24 protein-coding genes are annotated in these 21,103 nt (G+C 65.3%); 15 read left to right on the forward strand and 9 right to left on the reverse strand.

Features of this window, described 5'->3' with window-relative positions; all coding sequences use genetic code 11:
- On the reverse strand, positions 1-471 hold a 471-nt coding region (locus tag NV1_RS28490), incomplete at its 3' end, for an IPT/TIG domain-containing protein (RefSeq protein ID WP_174557490.1).
- 942 nt (positions 472-1,413) lie between these two features.
- Between NV1_RS28490 and NV1_RS46485 the strand changes: the two genes are divergently transcribed.
- A complete protein-coding gene (locus NV1_RS46485; RefSeq protein ID WP_169813425.1) occupies positions 1,414-2,376 on the forward strand; it encodes an ATP-binding protein in 963 nt (320 codons plus the stop codon).
- Between the two features lie 280 nt (positions 2,377-2,656).
- Entirely contained in the window at positions 2,657-2,887 is a 231-nt protein-coding gene (locus NV1_RS28505) for a hypothetical protein (RefSeq protein WP_157117427.1), read from the forward strand.
- Between the two features lie 190 nt (positions 2,888-3,077).
- Here the strand turns inward: NV1_RS28505 and NV1_RS28510 are convergent, their stop codons facing one another.
- On the reverse strand, positions 3,078-3,338 hold the full coding sequence (locus NV1_RS28510) for a hypothetical protein (RefSeq protein WP_067898072.1): 261 nt from the start codon (positions 3,336-3,338) through the stop codon (positions 3,078-3,080).
- A 551-nt stretch (positions 3,339-3,889) separates the two neighbouring features.
- Here NV1_RS28510 and NV1_RS28515 point away from each other — a divergent pair.
- The gene (locus NV1_RS28515) at positions 3,890-4,528 is read left to right on the forward strand and encodes a DUF5994 family protein (RefSeq protein ID WP_245713971.1); all 639 of its coding nucleotides are present in this window, start codon (positions 3,890-3,892) and stop codon (positions 4,526-4,528) included.
- 456 nt (positions 4,529-4,984) lie between these two features.
- Here the strand turns inward: NV1_RS28515 and NV1_RS28525 are convergent, their stop codons facing one another.
- From NV1_RS28525 to NV1_RS28540, 4 genes are all read right to left on the reverse strand, one after another.
- Positions 4,985-5,497 carry a DUF5994 family protein gene (locus tag NV1_RS28525; protein ID WP_174557491.1) on the reverse strand — a complete coding sequence of 171 codons (513 nt, stop codon included), beginning with the start codon at positions 5,495-5,497 and terminating at the stop codon, positions 4,985-4,987.
- 44 nt (positions 5,498-5,541) lie between these two features.
- Positions 5,542-6,414 (reverse strand): slipin family protein, encoded by an 873-nt coding sequence (locus NV1_RS28530; RefSeq protein ID WP_084525866.1) that lies wholly within the window; start codon positions 6,412-6,414, stop codon positions 5,542-5,544.
- Positions 6,415-7,067: 653 nt separating this feature from the next.
- A complete protein-coding gene (locus NV1_RS28535; RefSeq protein WP_067898241.1) occupies positions 7,068-7,478 on the reverse strand; it encodes a DUF5994 family protein in 411 nt (136 codons plus the stop codon).
- A gap of 47 nt (positions 7,479-7,525) precedes the next feature.
- The gene (locus NV1_RS28540) at positions 7,526-7,963 is read right to left on the reverse strand and encodes a DUF5994 family protein (protein ID WP_067898082.1); all 438 of its coding nucleotides are present in this window, start codon (positions 7,961-7,963) and stop codon (positions 7,526-7,528) included.
- 114 nt (positions 7,964-8,077) lie between these two features.
- Here NV1_RS28540 and NV1_RS28545 point away from each other — a divergent pair, with 114 nt between their 5' ends.
- The 3 genes from NV1_RS28545 (at position 8,078) to NV1_RS28550 (ending at position 10,410) form a co-directional block, all read left to right on the forward strand.
- Complete coding sequence (locus tag NV1_RS28545; protein ID WP_084525867.1) at positions 8,078-8,845, forward strand: TetR/AcrR family transcriptional regulator C-terminal domain-containing protein; 768 nt, start codon at positions 8,078-8,080, stop codon at positions 8,843-8,845.
- Positions 8,846-9,050: 205 nt separating this feature from the next.
- Entirely contained in the window at positions 9,051-9,224 is a 174-nt protein-coding gene (locus NV1_RS43900) for a hypothetical protein (RefSeq protein WP_157117428.1), read from the forward strand.
- Positions 9,225-9,402: 178 nt separating this feature from the next.
- Complete coding sequence (locus tag NV1_RS28550; protein ID WP_067898085.1) at positions 9,403-10,410, forward strand: glycosyltransferase; 1,008 nt, start codon at positions 9,403-9,405, stop codon at positions 10,408-10,410.
- A 143-nt stretch (positions 10,411-10,553) separates the two neighbouring features.
- Here the strand turns inward: NV1_RS28550 and NV1_RS44680 are convergent, their stop codons facing one another.
- On the reverse strand, positions 10,554-10,700 hold the full coding sequence (locus NV1_RS44680) for a DUF6307 family protein (protein ID WP_169813426.1): 147 nt from the start codon (positions 10,698-10,700) through the stop codon (positions 10,554-10,556).
- A gap of 293 nt (positions 10,701-10,993) precedes the next feature.
- Here NV1_RS44680 and NV1_RS28555 point away from each other — a divergent pair, with 293 nt between their 5' ends.
- Positions 10,994-11,485 (forward strand): DUF5994 family protein, encoded by a 492-nt coding sequence (locus NV1_RS28555; protein WP_157117429.1) that lies wholly within the window; start codon positions 10,994-10,996, stop codon positions 11,483-11,485.
- A 409-nt stretch (positions 11,486-11,894) separates the two neighbouring features.
- A complete protein-coding gene (locus NV1_RS28560; RefSeq protein WP_067898090.1) occupies positions 11,895-12,242 on the forward strand; it encodes a hypothetical protein in 348 nt (115 codons plus the stop codon).
- On the opposite strand, the gene NV1_RS28565 is transcribed toward NV1_RS28560, so the two are convergent.
- Positions 12,239-12,808, reverse strand: a complete 570-nt coding sequence (locus tag NV1_RS28565; RefSeq protein WP_067898093.1) for a DUF5994 family protein — start codon at positions 12,806-12,808, stop codon at positions 12,239-12,241. The two genes, NV1_RS28560 and NV1_RS28565, sit on opposite strands and share 4 nt — an antisense overlap.
- Positions 12,809-13,549: 741 nt before the next feature.
- Between NV1_RS28565 and NV1_RS28575 the strand changes: the two genes are divergently transcribed.
- On the forward strand, positions 13,550-14,818 hold the full coding sequence (locus NV1_RS28575; protein ID WP_067898099.1) for a nucleotide disphospho-sugar-binding domain-containing protein: 1,269 nt from the start codon (positions 13,550-13,552) through the stop codon (positions 14,816-14,818).
- Positions 14,819-14,844: 26 nt separating this feature from the next.
- On the opposite strand, the gene NV1_RS43905 is transcribed toward NV1_RS28575, so the two are convergent.
- A complete protein-coding gene (locus tag NV1_RS43905; protein WP_157117431.1) occupies positions 14,845-15,012 on the reverse strand; it encodes a hypothetical protein in 168 nt (55 codons plus the stop codon).
- A gap of 185 nt (positions 15,013-15,197) precedes the next feature.
- Here NV1_RS43905 and crtI point away from each other — a divergent pair, with 185 nt between their 5' ends.
- Genes crtI through NV1_RS28605 form a run of 6 tightly spaced genes read left to right on the forward strand, consistent with a single transcriptional unit; the run spans position 15,198 to position 21,023 of the window.
- Positions 15,198-16,736 carry a phytoene desaturase family protein gene (gene crtI / locus NV1_RS28580; RefSeq protein WP_067898244.1) on the forward strand — a complete coding sequence of 513 codons (1,539 nt, stop codon included), beginning with the start codon at positions 15,198-15,200 and terminating at the stop codon, positions 16,734-16,736.
- Positions 16,737-16,747: 11 nt separating this feature from the next.
- Complete coding sequence (locus NV1_RS28585) at positions 16,748-17,731, forward strand: phytoene/squalene synthase family protein (RefSeq protein WP_067898101.1); 984 nt, start codon at positions 16,748-16,750, stop codon at positions 17,729-17,731.
- The gene (locus NV1_RS28590) at positions 17,715-18,065 is read left to right on the forward strand and encodes a lycopene cyclase domain-containing protein (protein ID WP_157117432.1); all 351 of its coding nucleotides are present in this window, start codon (positions 17,715-17,717) and stop codon (positions 18,063-18,065) included. The genes NV1_RS28585 and NV1_RS28590 overlap by 17 nt, the downstream gene beginning before the upstream one ends.
- Complete coding sequence (locus NV1_RS28595; protein WP_067898108.1) at positions 18,062-18,388, forward strand: lycopene cyclase domain-containing protein; 327 nt, start codon at positions 18,062-18,064, stop codon at positions 18,386-18,388. The genes NV1_RS28590 and NV1_RS28595 overlap by 4 nt, the downstream gene beginning before the upstream one ends.
- The gene (locus NV1_RS28600) at positions 18,385-19,974 is read left to right on the forward strand and encodes an FAD-dependent oxidoreductase (protein ID WP_067898111.1); all 1,590 of its coding nucleotides are present in this window, start codon (positions 18,385-18,387) and stop codon (positions 19,972-19,974) included. The genes NV1_RS28595 and NV1_RS28600 overlap by 4 nt, the downstream gene beginning before the upstream one ends.
- On the forward strand, positions 19,971-21,023 hold the full coding sequence (locus tag NV1_RS28605) for a Rieske (2Fe-2S) protein (protein WP_067898113.1): 1,053 nt from the start codon (positions 19,971-19,973) through the stop codon (positions 21,021-21,023). The genes NV1_RS28600 and NV1_RS28605 overlap by 4 nt, the downstream gene beginning before the upstream one ends.
- Positions 21,024-21,103: the final 80 nt, after the last annotated feature.

Genomic DNA, 21,103 nt, shown 5'->3' on the forward strand with positions numbered 1-21,103 from the left:
AACCGCGGTGGTGGCGGTGACCGACACTGCCCCGGCCGAGTGAGCGGGTGTCACCGCCGTGATCTGTGTCGAGGAGTTGACCGTGAACGAGGTTGCCGGTGTCCCACCGAAACTCACCGCGGTGGCTCCGGTCAAGTTCGTCCCGGTGAGCACGACTGTCGCCCCACCGGCCGCCGACCCCGAAGCTGGATTGATGCTGGTCAAGGTAGGAACCGCACCACCGTAGGTGTAGGGCAGCGGATTGCTCGTGCCGTCCAGCAGTACCTGCACGGTCACGTTCACCGTGCCGGTTCCGGGCGGCACGATGGCTGTGATCTGGGTATCGGAGTCGATGGTGAATGTCGTTGCCGTCGTACCGAACCGGACAGTCAACGGACCGACATTGGCGAAGCCGGAGCCGGTGATGACTACAGAGTTGAAACCCGCCGGAGGGCCGAAAGAGGGCGTCAGCGAGGTGATAACAGGTGACATTTTTTTACCTTTTGTCGGTGAAGGTGAAATAGTCTCCAACAGCAGACAGGCCGGGCCTGTTGTTCCGCCGCCAATATCCAGTAGTCCTCCGGTGGCGACACTTTGGCAAGAAATTACCGGTCCGGTTGCGTCCGATTTGCTTTGCTTTAGCGACTCTGCGGGTAGCTCTTAGGAAGCTGAATAGTGGTTATGACCTGGATAGCAGCTTCTATCGACGCTTCTGTCCAGTTTAGATGCCTGAGTGTTGTTCGCTAATACTGGTGCCAGTTGTTTGCGAATTCCGACGTCAACTGTTCGCGAATACCGGTGCTGGTCGTTCGCTAATTCCGGAGTCAGTTGTTCACGAATTCCGACATCGGACGATCGACGGCACCGACATCGATTTGGCTGGCTGGTTCCCGATTCTGGTCGCGAGAATTGACATCGACCGACAGTGATCTGCCGCCGTAACGGTGTCGGAATTCGCGGTCACAAAAATCCCGAGTGATCTCGGGATTCACGAACAACTGCTGCCCGGATTCGCGATCAGAACCAGGTGCCGGCGGGAACCGTGTCATCCGGTACTCGACGCAGACTGTCCGATAGCCGGTGGTGGCGGATGCGGTTCGCCATGTGATAGGGGGACTTGACAGGGATGAGCTGATCGGTCGGTGGACGCTCGTCGGTGAAGAGGAGGCGGTCGCGTCCGGTCGTGGTGCGGCAAAGGTTGGGCACCACGGACCACGCGCGGGAAGCCCGCGGTGAACATCCGTAATAACGCCGACCTCTGACCCGGCACCCAAACCTACTGAGGGACAACGCAAGACACCGTCAGTGAGCGAGTCTCTGGACGTCGTCCGGCGAATCGTGGCGCGCGCGTTGAGGAATCGGCGCTGACGAATTCGAGCGACAGCGGCGGTTGATAGCATGTAACTATGGGATGCCCGGCAGGGGAGAGTGCCGATGTCTGATATGTCGAGAGTCGAGTTGTTCGCGGCGATCCGCCAGGATCTTCGTGCGGGTCTGTCCAAGCGGGCCATCGCGCGCAAGTATCGAGTCGGCTGGCACACGGTGACGATGGCGACGCAATCGGTGTGGCCGGAACCGCGCAAGAAGTATCCACACCGGCCACAGAAGCTGGACCCCTACAAGTCGATCATCGATGATGTGCTGCGCGCAGATCTGGATGCAACTGGTAGTCAACGTCATACGGCAACGCAGATCTATCATCGATTGGTCGAGGAGCGCGGCATGAGCGGCGTGTCCTACCAACGAGTCAGTGCCTATGTCCGCGAACGTAAACCCCAATTGCAGGCGGAGCAGGCGGCGACCCGTCGCCGTGACGATCGGCTGATCAGGGCGGCCGGGTTTCCTCGCCTCAAAACGTTGCGTGAGTTCGATTTCGAGGCTGATCCCAGCGTCGACCAGGCCCGGATCCACGCTCTCGCGGAGTGTGAATGGGTCCGAGAAGGGTTGCCGCTGTGCGTGATCGGCGGATCCGGCACGGGCAAGTCGCATCTGCTCATCGCGTTGGGCACTGAGGCTGCGAAGGCCGGATACCGTGTCCGATACACCTTGGCCGCCACGTTGGTCGGTAAGCTGCTCGAAGCCCGAGACGGCAAACGTCTCGCGAATGCCGTTGCCCGCTACAGTGGCGTCGACCTGCTCTGTATCGACGAACTCGGCTATACCGAACTGGGCAGTCGTGGCGCCGAATTGCTTTTCCAGGTGTTGACCGAACGCGGAGGTGGGCAGTCGGTGGCGATCGCGGCCGATCGGGGCTTCTCCGATTGGTCGACCATCTTCACCGACGCGAAACTGCGCGCCGCCGTCATCGAACGTCTCACTCTCGGCGGCACCATCGTCGAGACCGGCACCCACAGCTATAGCCGCGCCCGACCCCATGCATCACCTCCAGAGCCGTGAACTGAGCACGACCTCGCCTGCTCGCGACTGACGACGCCAACCCCGGGGCGAACCGCGACCGCCACGTTCCGCTGTCCCGGTCGTTACGAAAACGATTCCGGGCCGCCCCATGCAGAATGCGGGCAGAACTTTGATGTGTGCGCCGAATGTGGTTGGCTCCGAACATATCAGGCAGGACCTCGCCCCTGGAATCTGTCCCAGGGTGTGCGGGGCTGGACTTGTCGGACTCGTGCGGCATCCTGGTGCGGACGCGTACGCCAACTATCCTGCGGAGTGCATCATGTCGCTGGATCCTGCCGACCAGTCCCTGTCCGACAGCGACATTCAACAGATCACCGAGGAGATCGTCGGCGGCCGAGCAAGGACGGTGTGGTTCACCACGGAGACCATCGGTATGCAAGCAGGGCGTTCAGGAAAAGTGATCGCGATGGCTGCCCCGGACGAGATCGACTTCTGCGGGTGCGGCCCACCGGTTCCACCGATACATTGGCGTTCTCGCCCACTGAACTGACATTGAATAAACCACCGCAGTACCCAAACGAGCGACCACTCCGAAGACGAGGTCGCTCAAGCCTGACCCGTCTCCACAGACCCGGCTGTGGTGGCCACCACGGACAGGACTTGGCGCGGCGATGGCCGAAATCGGTGCTACATCGCGTCCTGATGGACACCTCCGCTGGCTCGGCGCGCTGCTGAGGAGTTCATGGGCTGACACCGGTGGCGGTGGTTTCCGGACCGGGGTCGGTGATGAGCACGACCACGGTCCCGCCACTGGGCGGGCCTGAGTTCGGCGTGACACCGGTGAGGGTGGGCACCGCGATATAGGTGAGCACGACTGTCGCCCCACCGGCCGCCGACCCCGAAGCTGGATTGATGCTGGTCAAGGTGGGAACCGCACCACCGTAGGTGTAGGGCAGCGGATTGCTCGTGCCGTCCAGCAGTACCTGCACGGTCACGTTCACCGTGCCGGTTCCAGGCGGGCTTCGCAGGCAGGGGCCTGGCCCAGATTTCGATCACCGCGACCACCGGCGTAACGGTCAACGGCGTGGTCCTGACCATCAACGGCTCCGTAACCCCTTCACGCGGAAAATATTGGTATCGGCCAATTTGAAGTTCACCGCAACCGTGGTGATGACGGCCCGTGATTGCCGTTGGGGCCAGGAGCACCTCCCCGATCGACGAGGCCGCTCACCACTATCGGATAGCAATCGCCGAATTCCAAGGATATTCCGTAGCACCCGGTGAGGCTGACTTGCGGATCTGGTTGCAGGACAGGGTGTTTAGTGTTCGGGTTGGCTGCCGATGAGGTTGGGCGGCGTGCCGGAAGGTGAAGTTCGTCGCGCGCGGGCGTTCGCGGCCAAGGGGCGCATCTGCGGGTTTTCCCGAGCTACACCGCCACACGTGGTAGGATAGATATATCGGCGAACTATCGTTACGTGGCTATTTCAAGGTCACGTCTTCGCTAGATTCGAATGAAACCTGCCGATTCACGGCCTGAACAGGAGTGGCGACCATGACGCTACCGACGACCTCGGCGTGCACCGGAGTGCCCGGCCCGCCCGTCGAACGCGCGTCTCGAGTGCTGTTGAAGATCGAAGCATCGAAGACCGGGTACGTCGACGGAGCGTGGTGGCCCTACACCGACGAACTGGGAAGGGAGCTTCCGGCCCTGCTGGCTGTCCTGACTGGGCGTCTCGGCCCCATCCATCGTGTGGCATACCGCCAGGATGAATGGGCGAAAACTTCCAGCGAACTCGAAATCGCCGGGCGCGCAGTGCGACTCGATGGACATCGCTACGGAACTGTTCACGCGATCGAAGCATTGGGAGAACGAGACCGCCGACTGGTCTTGCTGGTGATTCCGCCTTTCACGGACGCGCATCGTGCGTTCGCGACGATGGCGTCCGCGTCCGCCACGAACAACGAATCGGCCGTCGACGAGCTGATGACGATCAGCGTGCAGGAGCGCAGCGATCGCACGAAAAGAGTTGCCGCAGTGTGGCGTTGGATCTCCGATGGCAGAGCCTACTCAACTGTGTCGGCGTCTGCGGCGGTCGCGGTTGCCAGGGTGAACTCTGGACACTGCGTCGTGCCGCAGCACGGCTCCGTCACAGCGTTGCTACACGTGGTGCCTCAGCCTCCGCGGCGGTGACGAATTGTTATCATCGGAATCACAGGAGTGGTGGCCAGTGGTTTGCCGTTCTTCTACGGAGTCGTCGGCGCTATCGCTGCGGGCGGGCTGAGCTTTCTGTTGACTGGTTGGTGGCGCCCGGTCCGCCGAGGTGACACGACGCGATCCGATGTGGACCGTTCACATCCCGAGGAAACCGCGATCAGCCGAGACCTCAACGAAAATGCCGGTGGTTCGCGGCATATCCGCACCCACCCGAGTTGGCGAGACCGACGCGAGAACCACACGGACTCCTGATCCCCGTTCGGCGCCGTTCGAGCCGAGACGCATCGCGGCGGCCAGCGCAGGCCGGGTCCTCGTTGTCGGTCCCGTTATCGCGGTCGCAGATCACCCATCGCGCCGCTACCCGGGTCCGGGACTTCAACGGCTGACGTGCGATGTCCTGCGCGATCGGGCGTTGTGCGAACTTCGATCGGTTCAGTCGGTTGCGCCGCCCTCGTTATCCCACTGCTGTTCAGCGGTTTCGCGGTCGGTGCGCGCGCGCCGATCCCGCGTGTCGACCATGAGTAGGTCTTCGACGGTCGAGGTGTCATCGGGTCGGGTTGCGGCGGCCATGATCGCGGTGGCGGTGTCCGGACCGGTTGTCGGTGGGATGACCAGTAGGCCGATGGTGTGGCCGTCGACCCCGCGAACCAGAATGGTGTGGGCGGGTTTGTGGTAGTGGTATCCGTCGAGCCGAACCTTGCGTTCACCGACGGGGAGTTTCGCCGGTGTTTTCGACCATTCGTCGAGATGGAAGAGCACGCGTTCGATCGGTCCGAGCTGGGGGCTCAGGTATTCGAGCAGTTCGGGGAGTTCGGCGGCGAGGTCGTTGCTGTAGGGCTGCCATGCTGCGTCGATGTGACTGTGTGCAGGGGATTCGCGCCGGAGCCGCACCCGCAGATTCGGTGCTGGTGTCATGTGCGTGTTCGCGGTGTGTTGTAGCGTCACGTTCGGTGCTCCATACCCATGAGTTATTCATTCGGTCGAACGGCTCACACAGGTGAGGTCCGGTAGGTGGTGGGTTCGGCGGCGCTGCCGGGGATCGTTACGGGCGGGGGCGTCGACTGTGCCGGCGGTACGGGCGATGATGCTGCGGCCGCGGCGGTTTCGCGGGCGAAGAAGGTACCGATCTCGCCGATCGCGCTCATCAGCGGCGCCGGGAACACGACGGTGGTGTTCTTGTCGACGCCGAGTTCGATCAGTGTTTGCAGGTTGCGTAGTTGAAGGGCCAACGGGTGGGCCATCATGGTGTCCGAGGCATCGCCGAGCGCTGCGGCGGCCAGCGATTCCCCTTCGGCGGCAATGATTTTCGCTCGCTTCTCGCGTTCGGCTTCGGCTTGCCGGGCCATCGCCCGCTTCATGCTCTCGGGCAGCTGGATGTCCTTGAGTTCGACCAGGGTGACTTCGACACCCCATTCCAGGGTGGTGATGTCCAGGCTCTTGCGGATGTCGGCGTTGATGACCCCGGTTTCGGCCAACGCCTGGTCGAGGGTGTGCTGCCCGACGACCTTGCGCAACGTGGTCTGGGCGATCTGATCGATTGCCGAGTACACGTTTTCGATCGCGACAACCGATTTCTCGGCGTCGATGACCCGGAAGTACGCGACAGCGGAGATATCGACGCTGACGTTGTCACGGGTGATGATGCCCTGCGACTGGATCGGCATGGTGACGATGCGCACCGACACCTTCCGAAGCTGGTCGATGATCGGAATGATGAAGTTCAGGCCCGGTTCGCGGACCCCGACCACGCGTCCGAGCCGGAACACCACACCTTTCTGATATTGCAGTACTACCCGAATGGACAGCGCCGCCGCGATCAGCAGCACCACGACCACTACGAGAACAACAACCACGATGTTCACGACTTCTCCTTACGACTGCGATCATGTAGTGGCCACCGACGTGAACGGCAGCCGACGAGGCGAGCTCTGTTATTCCGGGGCATCCGAGACGCCGCGTTTCGGCTCGTTGTTCCCAGAATGCGCTCAGGGTGTATCGGCTTCCCAGAGGCCAATGGCTTTCGGCAGGGGGCACTTCGACGGCTACTACGGGGACCTGACCGGGGACACGCGGCGCGTCTCGCTCGAGCCGGACACAACCCAACCGATGGCAGGTGCGGTCGGCACCCGGCGGGCTTCACCCCGCCGCCGGTCCATTGTCGGCTATGTGGATCTCGAGCATGGCGTCGGGTTGGCTGACGTTGCGCCGTTCGCATGTGCATGGCTGGTTGTCTTCTGTGTAAGTCTGCTGGGCCGTGCCCGCATTGTGCGACCGCAAGAGTTTCTTTCGATCTCGTTCCAGTGTGGGAATCCGGGTCGGGAAGCGTCTGGATTGGCGGCTCGTGGGGCTGGTGTCCGAGGCGTCGGTGCTTTGCCTGTTCAAACGTTATTGCGGGTCAGGTGCTGGGCGGCCTTCCGTGGAGGCCGCGAAGCTGTGACGTGTGAATTGGGGAAGCGCTGAAGCTGTTTTGGGCCTGCGACGTGGCGAATCGCGTTGACCCGTTCCCGTTCCCGTGTCAGGTGCGCGTTGCCTGGTGCATCAGGTTGTCGGCTCGGTCGCGGGGAGTGTCGAAGGGGATGACGAGTAGGGTCGCCTGGGGGCCGCGCGACACGGTCAGGCGCATGATGCCAGGGGGTTGGTCGGCGCTCGGGTCGTGCATGTGTACGCCGTCGTCGTGATCGATGTGGCGTTGGGTGCGGCTGATCCGGTTCCAGTCGAAGCCCACTCCGGTGATCGGGCCGAGACGCGGGGTGAGGGCGGCGATCAGGTCGTGTAGTTCGGCGGTGAGGTTGGCTGTCCAGGGCCACCATGCGCCGTCGACGTCACCGGCGTGGGTACTGTTCCCGCGCATCAGTAGTCGTGGTGTGCGGGTGGGGGCGCCGAACGGTTGGATGTGACTTCCGGGTGGGCCGGTGCTCCTGCTCATGGCGAGGTGGTTCGTGATCGGGCGGTGCGTGGGCGTGTTGCCATGAATCATGATCTTGCTTCCTGGTCGAGAGGCTGACGTGCCGGTTGTAGCGCGGTGCCGATTCGGGTGGAACGTGCGCTGTAGTAGTCGGTGGCCGAGAGGACGACCTGCAGCACGAGCATGTTGTCGTCGCTGCCGAAGACGTACATCGTGTTGCCTGCCTCGAACGGGTAGGCGTCGAGTTGGACCTCGTGCTGGTCGACGGTCAAGGTGCGGGGTGTGGATGTCCAGCTTTCCCGGTCGTAGACGACGCGGCGGATAGGGCCCATCCGAGATTCCAGAAATGTCAGCAGGCCCGGTAGTTCGGTGGTGAGTTCACCGGACCGGGGCCACCAGGCGCCGTCGATGTATGCGTCGCTTTCGGGCTCGAGCAGCAATCGCGGCGTGTGTTCGGGTGGGCCGCGGTGCCGTGTGTTCCGGCGGCGAATGTGGAATCGTGCCATCGTGGTGCTCCCTGGGTCGGTTACCTTCAGTAGACGTCGTGCAGCGCTGTATGTCAACGTTGTAGATCTACAATATATGCGCTGGTGTGTTCCGAGGGATGGAGTTCGTCTGTGATGGCTGAATCGCCGAGTGGTCGAAACAGGGGCAGGGCTGGGCGCGGCGACGGTCCGCTGACTCGGGCAACGGTGTTGACTGCGGCGCTGGAGATTGTGGATCGCGACGGGATCGAGGGGTTGTCGATGCGGCGGCTGGCCGAGACGGTGGGCCGCGATCCGATGGTGATCTATCGGCATGTGCCGAACAAGGCCGCAGTGATCGATGGTGTCGCCGAAATCGTGTTCACGGAATTGTCCGTTGATGCCGCGGCGCCGGACTGGGTCGCCGAGGTACGCCGGGTGGCCCGGGAGTTCCGGCGGGTGGCGATGGGGCATCCACGGGTGGTGCCGTTGCTGGTGACGCGGCCGCTGGCGACGCCGTTGGGGCAGCGTCCGCCGGCGGTGGTGCGTCTGCTGGAGGACATGCTGACGTTGCTTATGCACGTCGGGTATACCGAGGTCGACGCGTTGCACATCTACCGCGCGTTGTTCGGGTTCTTGTATGGACATGTGCTCAACGAGTTGCAGGAACTCGTGGAACGTCCGGAGGAGACCGACGATCTGCTGCGGCTGGGGTTGTATCGGCTGCCGATCGGGGAGTTTCCGAGAGTGCGGAACTTGGCGTCGGTGCTCGCGAGCTACGACGGCGCGGTGGAACTCGAGCGTGGGCTCGACATTCTGCTGGCCGGTCTCGCGGCGACGTTGCCCGGGCCGGGCGATGTCACCGGTGCTGGCTCGGGCAATGCCGTGCTGCCCGGGCCCGAGGATGCGCCAGCTGGGCGGTGACCGGGCGGCCCCGGCCATTGTGTAGTTCATCGCAGACTCCTCGACTCTTCTGCCTGTTCAGCGACGTTGGTTCCACCGTGATTCTACACTGTAGACATACGTCGTATTCGAGCCTAGGGTTTAGTCGTGACCGGTTTTATGCGTCGACCGGTCGGCGATTGGCCGGCCGCGGTTCCGCAGCGCATCCGGGGATGGGACCATCCCGATGACCATCGGCGACAAGATCACCCACCAGGTTCGGGCAGTGAAGGCGAACCTGGACAAGCTGTTCGACAAGGCGGGAGGGGAAGGTCGCCATCGCACGGAAAGCGCCGGACAGCAGGCCCGCAGTGCAATCGACCGGGCCAGGAAACGGCTCGAGACGACATTCGAACGCTGATCCGGTTCCGCAGGCGCGCAGCGCGTTTGCGCAGGTGCCCGGTTGGTTCGGCCGGGCGCGACGTTCGGCGATTCGAGGGTCTGTGTGCCGATTCGATCCAACAGACCTCCGAGCGCCTCGCTCGGACCCGACGGCGGCCGGTCACGGTCGTCGCGCGGCGACGTGGGCGAGTGAGCGCATGAGCACGATCACCGTTTCCTACGCGCATTTGTTCCGGCTGAGCGACGAGTGCGGAATCTTCGAACATGCCAGGCTCACCGAGCCTCGGGTCGAGAACGGCTATTGCGTCGACGATGTCGCACGCGCCTTGGTCGTCGCTGTCCGCGAAACCGAACCCCCGCCGGAACTGCTCGCACTCACCGGGACGTACCTCGATTTCGTGATCGATGCGCTCACGCCCGACGGGCGCTGCCGCAACCGGCGCGGAGCGGACCGGTGCTGGCAGGACGAGCCCAGCCTCGACGATCACTGGGGCCGCGCGTTATGGGCACTCGGGACCGTCGTCGCCCGCAGGCCCGAGTTGGCGCCCACCGTGCTGCCGCACTTCACGATCGCCGCCGGGCAGCGCGCCCGCTCGGCCCGCAGCATGGCATTCGCCGCGCTGGGTGCCGCGGAGGTGCTGCGGGAGTATCCGGAGAACCGTTGCGCCCGTGATCTTTTGGTCGCTGCGGCGGGGGTGATCGGCGCACCCACACGCAGGCTGGACTGGCGGTGGCCCGAGCCGCGATTGCAGTACGCCAATGCTGTGCTGGCCGAGGCGTTGCTCGTGGCCGGTGCGCTTCCCGGCAAGGGCCGCACCCAGGCCGACGGATTGGCGATGTTGCGTTGGCTGCTCGAGGTCGAGACGGCCGGTGATCACCTCTCCGTCACCCCGGTCGACGGGTGGGAGACCGGGGAACCCCGGCCCGGATTCGACCAGCAGCCTGTCGAGGTCGCGACGCTGGCCGATGCCTGCGCCCGCGCCTACGACGCCACCGGTGAGCAGCGCTGGAAGGAGGCGGTGATGCTGTGCGAGGCCTGGTTCCGCGGCGTGAACGACGTCGCCACCGCGCTGCTCGACCCCGACAGCAACGGTTGTTCCGACAGGCTGGAACCCACTGGCCGCAACGAGAACCAAAGCGCCGAAGCGACACTCGCACTGATCTCAACCCAGCAGCAGGCCCGGCGGCTCGCGCGGAGATCCTAGGCGCGAAACAGGATTCGCCGAGGACTCGCACCGGGCGAGCCGCTACGGTACCCGGGCACCGTCGAATCCTTGGGTCGAGAAGTCGAATGGTCCAACCGGAGGGCCCGCAGACGCGGGCGTGGCGCGCGCGGAATCGCTCGTCGTCAGCGAATCTTCTCGGGGATCGTATCGAGGGCATTCAGTACCTGGACCGCGAGCGCGGTCGCGGCGGCGTCGTCGAGTTCCGAGTTCTTCCGCACCGCATCTCGGACGCGAGCCACTCGGCGCTCGTAGGGCGTTTTCGTCGCCATTTCTTATTCCTTTCGGTAATAGGTCTTCTGATCTCGTCGGTAATAGGTCTTCTGATCTCGACTCTTCGCATGGCCGGCGCTGTCGTCGCGGCCGGCGTGGGAGGCGATGTCGACCCCCTCCACTCCTCAGCGTATCCCGCGGTCACAATGGTGTCTACGGCGTAGAGTTACAGCGTAGGAAATATCCGGTCCGGCAGCGTCGAGCAACCGTCGGCGCGACGCTTCGGACAAGCACCGGACCCCGATCCGAATCACCATGGCGGACCGCAACGGCCGCGAGAGGAGTGTCGATCATGACACCACAACCGCACGTGACGAACGCCGGTCGACAGGCGTCGCCGTCCCGCAGTCTGCGGTTCGAACTTGATGCCGCCGGCGCCGGAGATGTCGACGGGGCCTGGTGGCCGCACAGCCGTGATCTCGTCGCGGAGCTGACGGATCTGCTCTCGGTGTTGCGGCCCGGCATCGGCCCGATCCGTCGCGTGATCTATCATCTCGACGAATGGTCAGCTGCGCCAAGGGAACTGGACAGCGCCGGGCGGCGCATCCGGCTCGACGGCTACCGGCACCGGCCCGCGCGCACGCTCGATGTGATCGGACGCGACATCGGCGCCACCCTGACCCTTCGGATCATCACCCCGGTCGCCGACGCCGATATGACTGCCGCACAGCAGCATTGGGATTCCGAACGCGGCGGGGGAACCGACGCCGCCGCGTGGCTCAGGGCTCGGTCGGCGGCGCGGCGGGGCCGCCGCGCAGGAAGTCCTGGTCATGCATCGAGGTAGTCGACCGGCGCGGGTCGGGCATCGCCTGCGGTTCCGGAAATCATCGGCATGGCGGCGATTTTCGCGCCGATCCGCGCAGGCGTCTCAGCGGCGTCGCTCGGCGTAGCGGGCCGAGCACGATGACGGCGCCGGTGGTCGCCGTCCAGGTCGGCAGTGGGTAGAAAACGAGTCGTTCGCTGATGCCGACCTGTTCGCTGATGCCGACCTGGAGGTCGATGGCGAACTGCCGTGCCGCGACTGTTCGCGTCGGCGAAGTGGTCGATGGGCTGGTTGGAGATCTGGTTCCATGGGGATCCGGGCGTGGGCCGCGGTGCCGCCGTCTGGGATATCTAAAGCGTAGACCTACAATGTTGACATCGCGTGCTCGTCGGCGTGTACTGGAAGGACTCCAAAAGAACCGAGGATCGTCATGATCGTCATCATCGGACTAGTCATCCTGATTGCCGCCGTACTCGTCGGCGTCGCGGGTGTGTTCGCCAACGGGGGCTCCACCCACGCTCTGACCGACAATTTCGCGGTGTTCGGCTATCACGTCACCGGATCCAGCGGGGTGCTGTTCCTCTACGGCATCGTGGTCGGTGGCATCGGAATCGTCGGGCTGAGCCTGCTCCTGGCAGGGGCTCGCCGCACCGCCCGCCGCGGGCGCGCTGCCCGCCGCGAACTCAAAATGACCCGGCACGACACCACTGTCGACGAGGTTCGCCACCCCGACCCGCCCAAGCCGTCCGGCGCGCCGCGGAACGCGCCCACCCACTAAAAAGCCACACCGGCACCACCGATGCCGCGGGCGAGGCACCCGGTAACAGCGCCACACAGCACATCGGTGACCAGCCCGCACCCGGGCGCCCAGGTCAGATGTTCGGCCGCGCCGACGGTGGCACTCAGCACCTCGACGCCCCGCTCCGCCGCCGAAGCCGATACCTCGCCCGCCATCACTCGGGCATCTGCTGCTTTTGGCGCTGACGGCAGTCGTCCACATCGCGTACGTTCGTGCTGCGATTGTCTGGGGCATCGGTCGTTCGACAGGGGCTGTCCGGTCGCCCACCGCATCCGGGTGGTGGCCTGTTCGGGCGCGATGCCGGCGGGGACCAGGAGCAGTGCCAGTCGTGCGCCCTGTAGGCCGAATAGGTGCATGATGCCGCCTTGCCCACCATCGCCGGTGGATGCTGTTGTGTTCCAATCGAATCCGATTTGCGCCAGTCGGGCGAGGCGTGGTGCGAGAACAGCGATTATCTCATGTAGTTCGGTCATCGGGTCCACGGTTCGCGGCCACCAGGCGCCGTCGATTGATCCGGTGGCGGTGTCTTGCTCGCGCAGCACCATCCGGCTTCACCCGTCCGACGATCTATCGGCATCTGTTTCCTTCGGGTGCGACGATGTGACCCAGCGTGCGCGTGGAAGTGGGGTGCGCCGAAGCCGATACCACCAGTGCAGACCGGCTACGTGTAAACGATGCGTTATCGACGCATTGTAGTCTCGGTGTGCTCGCGGCGGAGCAACTCGTCGACTGCGATACCGAGGCTGCCAACCGTCACGACCCCATGCGGCAATCACACGTGGTCCCATCCGGGTCCGGCAATGAAAACCGTCGCTGCGCAATCGACGCAGGTTCGCACGCCTGCGGCAGAACCTGTCGACTCATGTTGCGACCACAGCAACACGCACGTGGATACGATGCGCCTGGTCAGCGCGCTGCGGAGGGCGGCGATGGGTACATCGGCTCCCAGCATCGGGCCCGCGACGCCGTGTTCGGCCAGCGCAGCACGGACGGCCTCGAGTTGCAGATGGTGGTGCTCAGCGGGTAATCACGCCAGCACGATCGGAATCGTCGGCGGTCATCGCGAACTCGACAAGGGCCCTCTCGCCACAGTTGCCCCACGCGATTTGCCCGGTCGCACTTTCCGGCCCGCCATCTTCGGTACTACCATTGGTCGTCGGTGCCTCTGTGCTATTGCATCTGTCTTGCGTTATTGCTGCATTTTGTAAGCAACCTGCCAAAGAAGGAACGCCCGGATGGGTCGATACCTGCTGGCTGCAAGTGCGATACCTGGTCATGCGCTTCCGATGGCACGCATCGGGGCAGAGTTGGTGCGCCGTGGGCACCGGGTCCGGCTCGTGACCGGCCGCGCATTCACCGAGCTCGCCACTCGGCGGGGGTTGCCGATGGAGCCGTTGCCACGCGCAGCGGAGGTGTCCGCGGTGGAAAACCTCCACAGCCGTTCAAGGGTCCTGCGCCGCTGGCGTACCGGGCGCGCCGAGCTGCGGTCGGTGTTTGTGACCCCGCTCGCCGCACAATATGCGGCGCTGCGAGCGGCGATCGAACGCGACACCGTCGACGCGGTTCTCGTCGATATCGCTTTCACGGGCGCCATACCCCTGCTGCTGGCGGAACAGCCCCGACCAGCGACGCTGGTGTGCGGCCTCGGGCCGCTGCTGCTGTCCAGCGCCGACACCGCGCCGTTCGGTACCGGCTGGCGACCACGGCGCGGGATGCCCTACCCGATGATGAACCGATTCACCCACGGCATCCTGTTCCGCGATGTACAAGCCCAGCTGGATGCGATTCTGACGTCGCTGACGGGTCGGCGCGCGCCGGTGTTCCTCACCGACTGGCCCATGCTGGCCGATCGGATTCTCCAGCTCACCGTGCCCGCTTTCGAATACCCTCGCCGCGACCTGCCGGCGTCCGTGGTATTCACCGGCCCGCTGCCCGCCGAGGAGGACGGAGCGGACGAGTTCCCGGCGCCCCTCGGCCGCCGCAGACTCCATGTCACCCAAGGAACGTGGGACAACACCGATACCAACCAGCTTATCGTTCCTACCCTGATGGCATTGGACGGACGTGACGATCTCGAGGTGATCGTCACGACCGGACGCGCGGAGCCGCTGCCGGTCGTACCGCCGGCCAACGCGCGGATCGTCGAGTACTGCTCGTACGCGGCACTGCTGCCCACCGTCGATGTGATGATCACCAACGGCGGCTACGGGGGCGTGCACGCGGCACTTGCACACGGCATTCCGCTCGTCGTGGCTGGAGATACTGCGGACAAGCCCGAAGTAGCCGCACGTGTCGCCCAGGCCGGAGCGGGCGTGGCCCTGCACACCTCCAGGCCCGCTCCGCAGGACATCGCAGCCGCGGTCGACCGGGTACTGAACACCGCCTCCTACCAGCGCGCCGCACAACGACTGGCCCGCGACATCCTGGCGACCCGCCCATTCGACACGATCGAGCGGGCCCTGACCGCATATGACCACTCCGATTCGATTCGCAGTCGGGAATATCCGATCTTGCGGTCGCAGTCGCCCTCACGCCGAGCCGAGGAGTGCTCGTGAATGCCGCTGGTGATCAATCCGTCCGATCATCCTGGCCCGCGGTGTTTTTCGAGAGTCCTCATCGGAACGACACCGAAGCGGTCACCCGGTGGCAGGCCGTCGCACGCAATGGCGTGCTCGGCGAGCTCGACACGTTTCTGCGCGGCCACCGCCTTGGCGTCGTGCATGGCATCGCTCTCGACCACATCGCGCACCGATGTGTATCGGGCGGGGAAGGAAGTACCTGCGCTCGACCTTCATGTACGTGGGCTGGTTGTGTGGTGCGCCGCCCGACGCGGTGGTATCGCGCGCCGCGGCCGCACTACCCGAGCCGGCCCGCGGCCTGCTCGATGGTTTGGCATTCATCTGCGCTGATCGCAAGGTTCAAGAATGGAGGACGATGCGTACGATCACCGGTCGCAGCGACCATATCGTCGTCATCGGAGCCGGGCTGGCCGGCCTCTCGGCCGCCCTGCATCTGGCCGGCCGCGGCCGAGCGGTCACGGTGCTCGAACGCGAGCCCGTACCCGGCGGCCGCGCCGGTCGCGCTGATGTGCGCGGCTACCACCTCGACACCGGGCCGACCGTGCTGACCATGCCGGACCTCATCGAGGAGGTATTCGCCGCGGTCGGGGAGAATATGGGTGATCGGCTGTCGCTCGAGCCCGTCGAACCCGCCTATCGCGCACACTTCGCCGACGGACGGCAGCTGGACGTGCATACCGACGCTGAGCGAATGGCTGCCGCGATCACCGAGTTCACCGGTGCCGAGCAGGCAGCGGGATATCGGCGGTTGCGTGCCTGGTTGACCCGCCTCTATCGCTGCGAGTTCGACGACTTCATCGCCACCAACTTCGATACGCCGCTGTCGATGCTGACCCCCGCGCTGGGTCGACTCACCGCATTGGGCGGTTTCCGCCGCTGGGACCGTGCTGTCGCGGCGCACATCACCGACCCGGACTTGCGACGCGTGTTCACCTTCCAATCCCTCTACGCCGGCGTCGCACCGGCCCGAGCGATGGCCGCCTACGCGGTGATCGCCTATATGGACACCATCGGCGGGGTCTGGTTCCCACGCGGCGGAATGCGAGCGCTACCCGACGCCTTCTCCGCCGCCGCGACAACAGCGGGGGTGCGGATCCACTACGAAACCACCGTGACCGGCATGGATCGCACCGGGTCCCGGATCGATGCCGTCGTCACCGACGCGGGCGATAGAGTGCCGTGCGACGCGGTCGTGTGCACCACCGACCTGCCCGAGACCTACCGGCTGCTGCGACATCGGTCCCGGCGCCCGCTGCGGCCGACGGCGGCGCCGTCCGCGGTGGTCGTGCACATGGGCTGCGCGAGCGCACCCGAGGTTGCGCATCATTCGCTGCTGTTCGGACGGGCCTGGGACGAGGCGTTCGGTGACATCATGACCGGCGGACGTGTCATGACCGATCCGTCGCTGCTGGTGACCCGGTCCACGGCAGGCGACGCAGCTCTGGCCCCACCCGGTCGTGACCTGCTGTATGTACTTGCGCCGGTCCCCAATCTCGCTCGAGGCCGAATCAATTGGGATCGATTCGGCCCCGCCTACGCCGAGGAGATGTTGACGGCGGTAAACGATCGACTGCCCACACCGGTGTCCGACCCCGAAGTGCTACGAATCACGACGCCCGCCGATTGGGCCCGTCGGGGAATGCTGGCCGGCAGCCCATTCGCCCTGGCACACACCTTCGCTCAAACCGGTCCTTTCCGGCCCGCCAACATGATCCGTGGATTGGACAACGCGGTCCTGGCCGGTGGTTGCACCGTTCCGGGCGTCGGTATCCCGCCCGTGCTGATCTCCGGCCGATTGGCCGCCGACCGGATCACCGGACCGTCGGCGTCCTCACCCGTGGTGGGTCGGTACGCCGCCATGTCCGAGCAAGGGTCCTCCCGCCCAGCCAGCTGATCGGAGACAACATGCCTCGAAACGCATACGTGCGCGACAGCCGCACCGATATGCGACTTCGGCGGTCGTATCGGGCCTGCCGGATTCTCAACGCCCGCCACGGCAAGACCTTCTTCCTCGCCACCCGGCTGCTGGCACCCGATCAGCGCCCTGCGATCCACGCGCTCTACGGTTTCGCGCGCCGCGCCGACGACATCCTCGACGAGATCGACCCGACCCGACCCACCGCCGAGCGCGCCGCGCAGCTGGACACCCTCGCCGACCGGCTCCGCACCGGTGAAGCCGATGCCGACCCGATCTTGCCTGCGGTACTGGACACCGCGCGGTCCTACCGGATCCCCGGCGCACTGTTCGAGGCGTTCCTGGCTTCGATGCGCATGGACCTCACGGTGACCGACTATCCGGATCGGCGCGCCCTCGACCGATACATCTACGGGTCCGCCGAGGTCATCGGCTTGCAGGTGTTGCCGGTGCTCGGCACGGTATCGCCGCCCGACGTGGCCGCCCCGTACGCGGCCGCACTCGGAAAGGCGTTCCAGCTGACGAACTTTCTGCGCGATGTGGACGAGGACCTGGCCCGCGACCGGGTGTACCTACCTGCAGACGAGCTCGCCGCACATGATGTCGACCGCGATCTGCTGCAGTGGTGCCAGGCGCACCGTCGCACCGACCACCGCGTCCGCTGGGCCCTCCTCGCTCAGCATGAGCACACCCGTGAGGTCTACACCTACGCCCGGGCGGGCATCGCTTTGCTCGATCCGCGGTCCCGCCCCTGTGTATCCGCCGCGCTCACCTTGTACTCGGAGATCCTCGATCGAATAGAGGCCCTCGACTTCGACATCTTCTCCTATCGTGCTCGCGTCGGTATTCCGCGGCGGGCAGTGGTGGGAGGTCGCGGTCTCGCACATGCTCTCTGGTTCCGCAGGCACTCGTGGGCGCCGGCCCAGCGTGCTGCGCTGCGGCCGGTTTCCCATCCTGATGAGCAAGCGGGCTGACATGGGGCATTGGCACTATCTGACAATGCTGGCCGCGTGCCTGGTCTCGACCGCGCCCCTGGAACTCCTCGGCTCCGGGGTCTACCGACGCCCTCGCCGGACGTTGCTCGCGGTGGCGCCCGTCGCGGTGCCGTTCCTCGGCTGGGACATTCTTGCCACAGAGCACGGGGTGTGGCGTTTCGATTCGCGCCAGGTGATCGGTTTCACCGTCCCCGGCGGACTGCCGATCGAGGAGGTGTTGTTCTTCGTGGTGATTCCGCTGTGTGGATTGTTGACCTACGAGGGCGTTGCCGCCGTGACCGCTCGTATTCGTCGCCTCGGACGGGCCGTATGACCTTCGGACCTGGTTATACCCTCCCCGCCCTGGGTGCGGTCGCGGCCACGTGCATCGTCGAGGTCATCGTGCTCCGCACAGGTCTTTTCCGGCGTCCCCGGTACTGGGTCACCATGGCGATCGTGCTGGCATTCCAGGTTCCCGTCGACGGCTGGCTCACGCACGGCGAGCCACCGACCGTCGCCTACAACCCCGCCCACATCACCGGTATCCGAGCGCCCCTGAACATACCGCTCGAAGACTTCCTGTTCGGCTTCGCCCTGGTGACGTTCGTACTGCTGATCTGGGAACACCTGCGACAACGCGAAAGCGGTGAACGATGACCACCTCGGTCCACCACGGCCGGACATCGATCGGCACCGATCCCCGCCGGGTCCGTCACCCCGCCGCTCCCGGAAGACAAGACCTCGCCGCCGCAGGCCGTCCGCCACGCGTGGCCGTCGTCGGGGCGGGTATCGCCGGTTTGGCCGCGGCAACCGGGCTGGCTGAGCGCGGCGTCACCGTCGACCTCATCGAGCGCGAACGTTTTCTCGGCGGTCGGGTCGGTGGCTGGAACGAGCGGCTCGCAGACGGCAGCACCGTAAGCATGAACCGAGGCTTCCACGCCTTCTTCCGTCAGTACTACAACCTGCGAAAGTTGTTGTGCCGCAGCGACCCTGGTCTACATCGGTTGATCCCGGTCGACGACTACCCGCTGATCGATGCCGATGGCCGCCGCGACACCTTCCGCCACTTGCCACGCAGGCCGCCATGGAATGCGCTCGCGTTCGCGATACGCAGCCCGACCTTCCGGCTCCGCGATCTGGCGCATCTCGATACGCGCGCAGCCGCACCGCTGGCCGCGGTATCGGTCCCCGACATCTACGCCCAGCTCGATGACTGCGACGCTGAAACCTTCCTGCACCGAGTACGTTTCCCCACCGCGGCGCGGCATCTGGCCTTCGACGTGTTCTCCCGCAGCTTCTTCGCACTCCCACAGGACATGTCCGCAGCCGAACTCGCCGCGATGTTCCACATCTATTTCCTCGGATCGAGCGAGGGACTGATCTTCGATGTCGCCGAGGACAATTTCGACACGAGTCTCTGGGAGCCACTGCGGGACTACCTGACCGCCGCGCACGTCCCCGGCCGGCCCGGCACCGTCACGATCCACACCGGCGTCACCATCGCCGGCATTCACCGCCACGCGGATCACCGCTTGCGGCTCCACGACACCACCGGCGCCACCCTGGACTCCGACGCGGTCGTGCTGGCCACCGACGTCGACGGTTTGCGCGATATCGTCGCGCGCTCACCCGACCTCGGCGATCCGCCGTGGCGCGCACGCATCGCAGGACTGCACATCGCTCCCCCATTTCTGGTGCACCGGTTGTGGCTCGACCGGCCGGTGCACGCCGACCGTCCCGCCTTCGTCGCGACCGGTGGCCTGAGCCCGGTGGACAACATCAGTGTCCTGGACCGATACGAGCGTCAGGCGGCGAGCTGGGCACGCCGCCGCGGAGGCAGCGTCGTGGAACTGCACGCCTACGCCGTAGCCGGCGATGCGCAACCCGACGACCTGCGCGCACGGATGTTGGCTCGGCTCCACCGGATCTACCCCGAAACCCTGCGGGCTACCATCGTGGGCGAGACAGCGGTGTGGCGGCAGGACTGCCCACGCTTGGCTCCGGGCGATTTCGCGAACCGTCCGGGCGTATGCACCCCCGACCCACACCTCGTCCTCGCCGGTGACGGCATCCGCATCGATCTTCCGGTCGCTCTCATGGAACGTGCCGCCACGACCGGCTGGACCGCGGCCAATCTTCTGCTGAATCGGTGGGGAGCGGCCGGGCACGGACTGCAGACGGTACCGACCCGGGGACGCTCCTGGGTACTGCGCACACTCGCGAACCGAAGGATACAGTCGTGAAGTTCACTCCGCAGATTCCCGCGCATTGGTGGAAAACCTCTCCATTGCAACCCTTCTCACCCGAAACCTGGGCCGAGCAGCGGCCGACCTACGCGCAGGCTCAGCCCGATCTGATCCGATCCACGTTGTCCGCGGTGCTGCGTCGCCCCTCCGGAAACTGGTACGTCATCGCCGCCAGCCGCGACATCACCACCGCGCATCCCTTCGGGGCAACTGTCGCCGGTGTGGAGATTGTCGCGTGGCGCGATACCCGAGGAAAACTGCACGCCGGACCCGGCGCGTGCCCGCACCTGGGTGCAGACCTGGCCACCGCGCACGTCAGCGACGGTGCACTGATATGCCGCTGGCACGGCTTGCGCATCGACAGCCGATGCGCCCCGCGGTGGGAGCGGTTTGCGAGCTACGACGATGGCGTCCTGGCCTGGGTACGACTGGACACAGTCGGCGGCGAACCGCCCACCGACGCGCCGGTTCTCGCCACACGCCCGGCCGATACCCGGGTACACGCCGTGACAACCCTGACCGGCGCCTGCGAACCCGCCGACATCATCGCAAACCGGCTCGACCCCTGGCACGGAGCATGGTTCCATCCGTATTCGTTCGCCCGGCTCGAGGTCACCGAGACGCCGACCCCCGACAACGATCACCGGTTCGTGATAGCGGTGACCTTCCGTGTCTCGAGGCATCTCGGTGTGCCCGTCGAAGCCGAGTTCGTCTGTCCCGACCCTCGGACCATCGTCATGCGCATCCTGTCGGGAGAAGGCGCCGGCAGTGTCGTCGAAACCCATACCACACCGGTCGGACCCGGTGCCGACGGCTACCCACGCACGAACGTCGTCGAAGCGATCATCGCCACCTCGGCCCGTCCCGGATTTCGTGTCGCGCGCCATGCGGTGCCACTGCTACGCCCCCTCATGAGCCGGGCCGCGGCACGCTTGTGGCGCGATGATCTGGCCTACGCCGAACGCCTCTACCAACTGCGCAACCGGACCATGGAAAACGAGGTGTCATGCGCCAAGCCCCGAGCGCAATCGACGCCTGACAGCTGACCTGATGAGGCCACTGTGCCGGGTCCATCATGCGGATCCAGAACCCGTGATGAGTGGCGAACCGGCCCGTCGGGGGCGCG

It is taken from the genome of Nocardia vaccinii NBRC 15922, assembly GCF_001613305.1.
GTDB classification, from domain to species: Bacteria; Actinomycetota; Actinomycetes; order Mycobacteriales; family Mycobacteriaceae; genus Nocardia; species Nocardia vaccinii.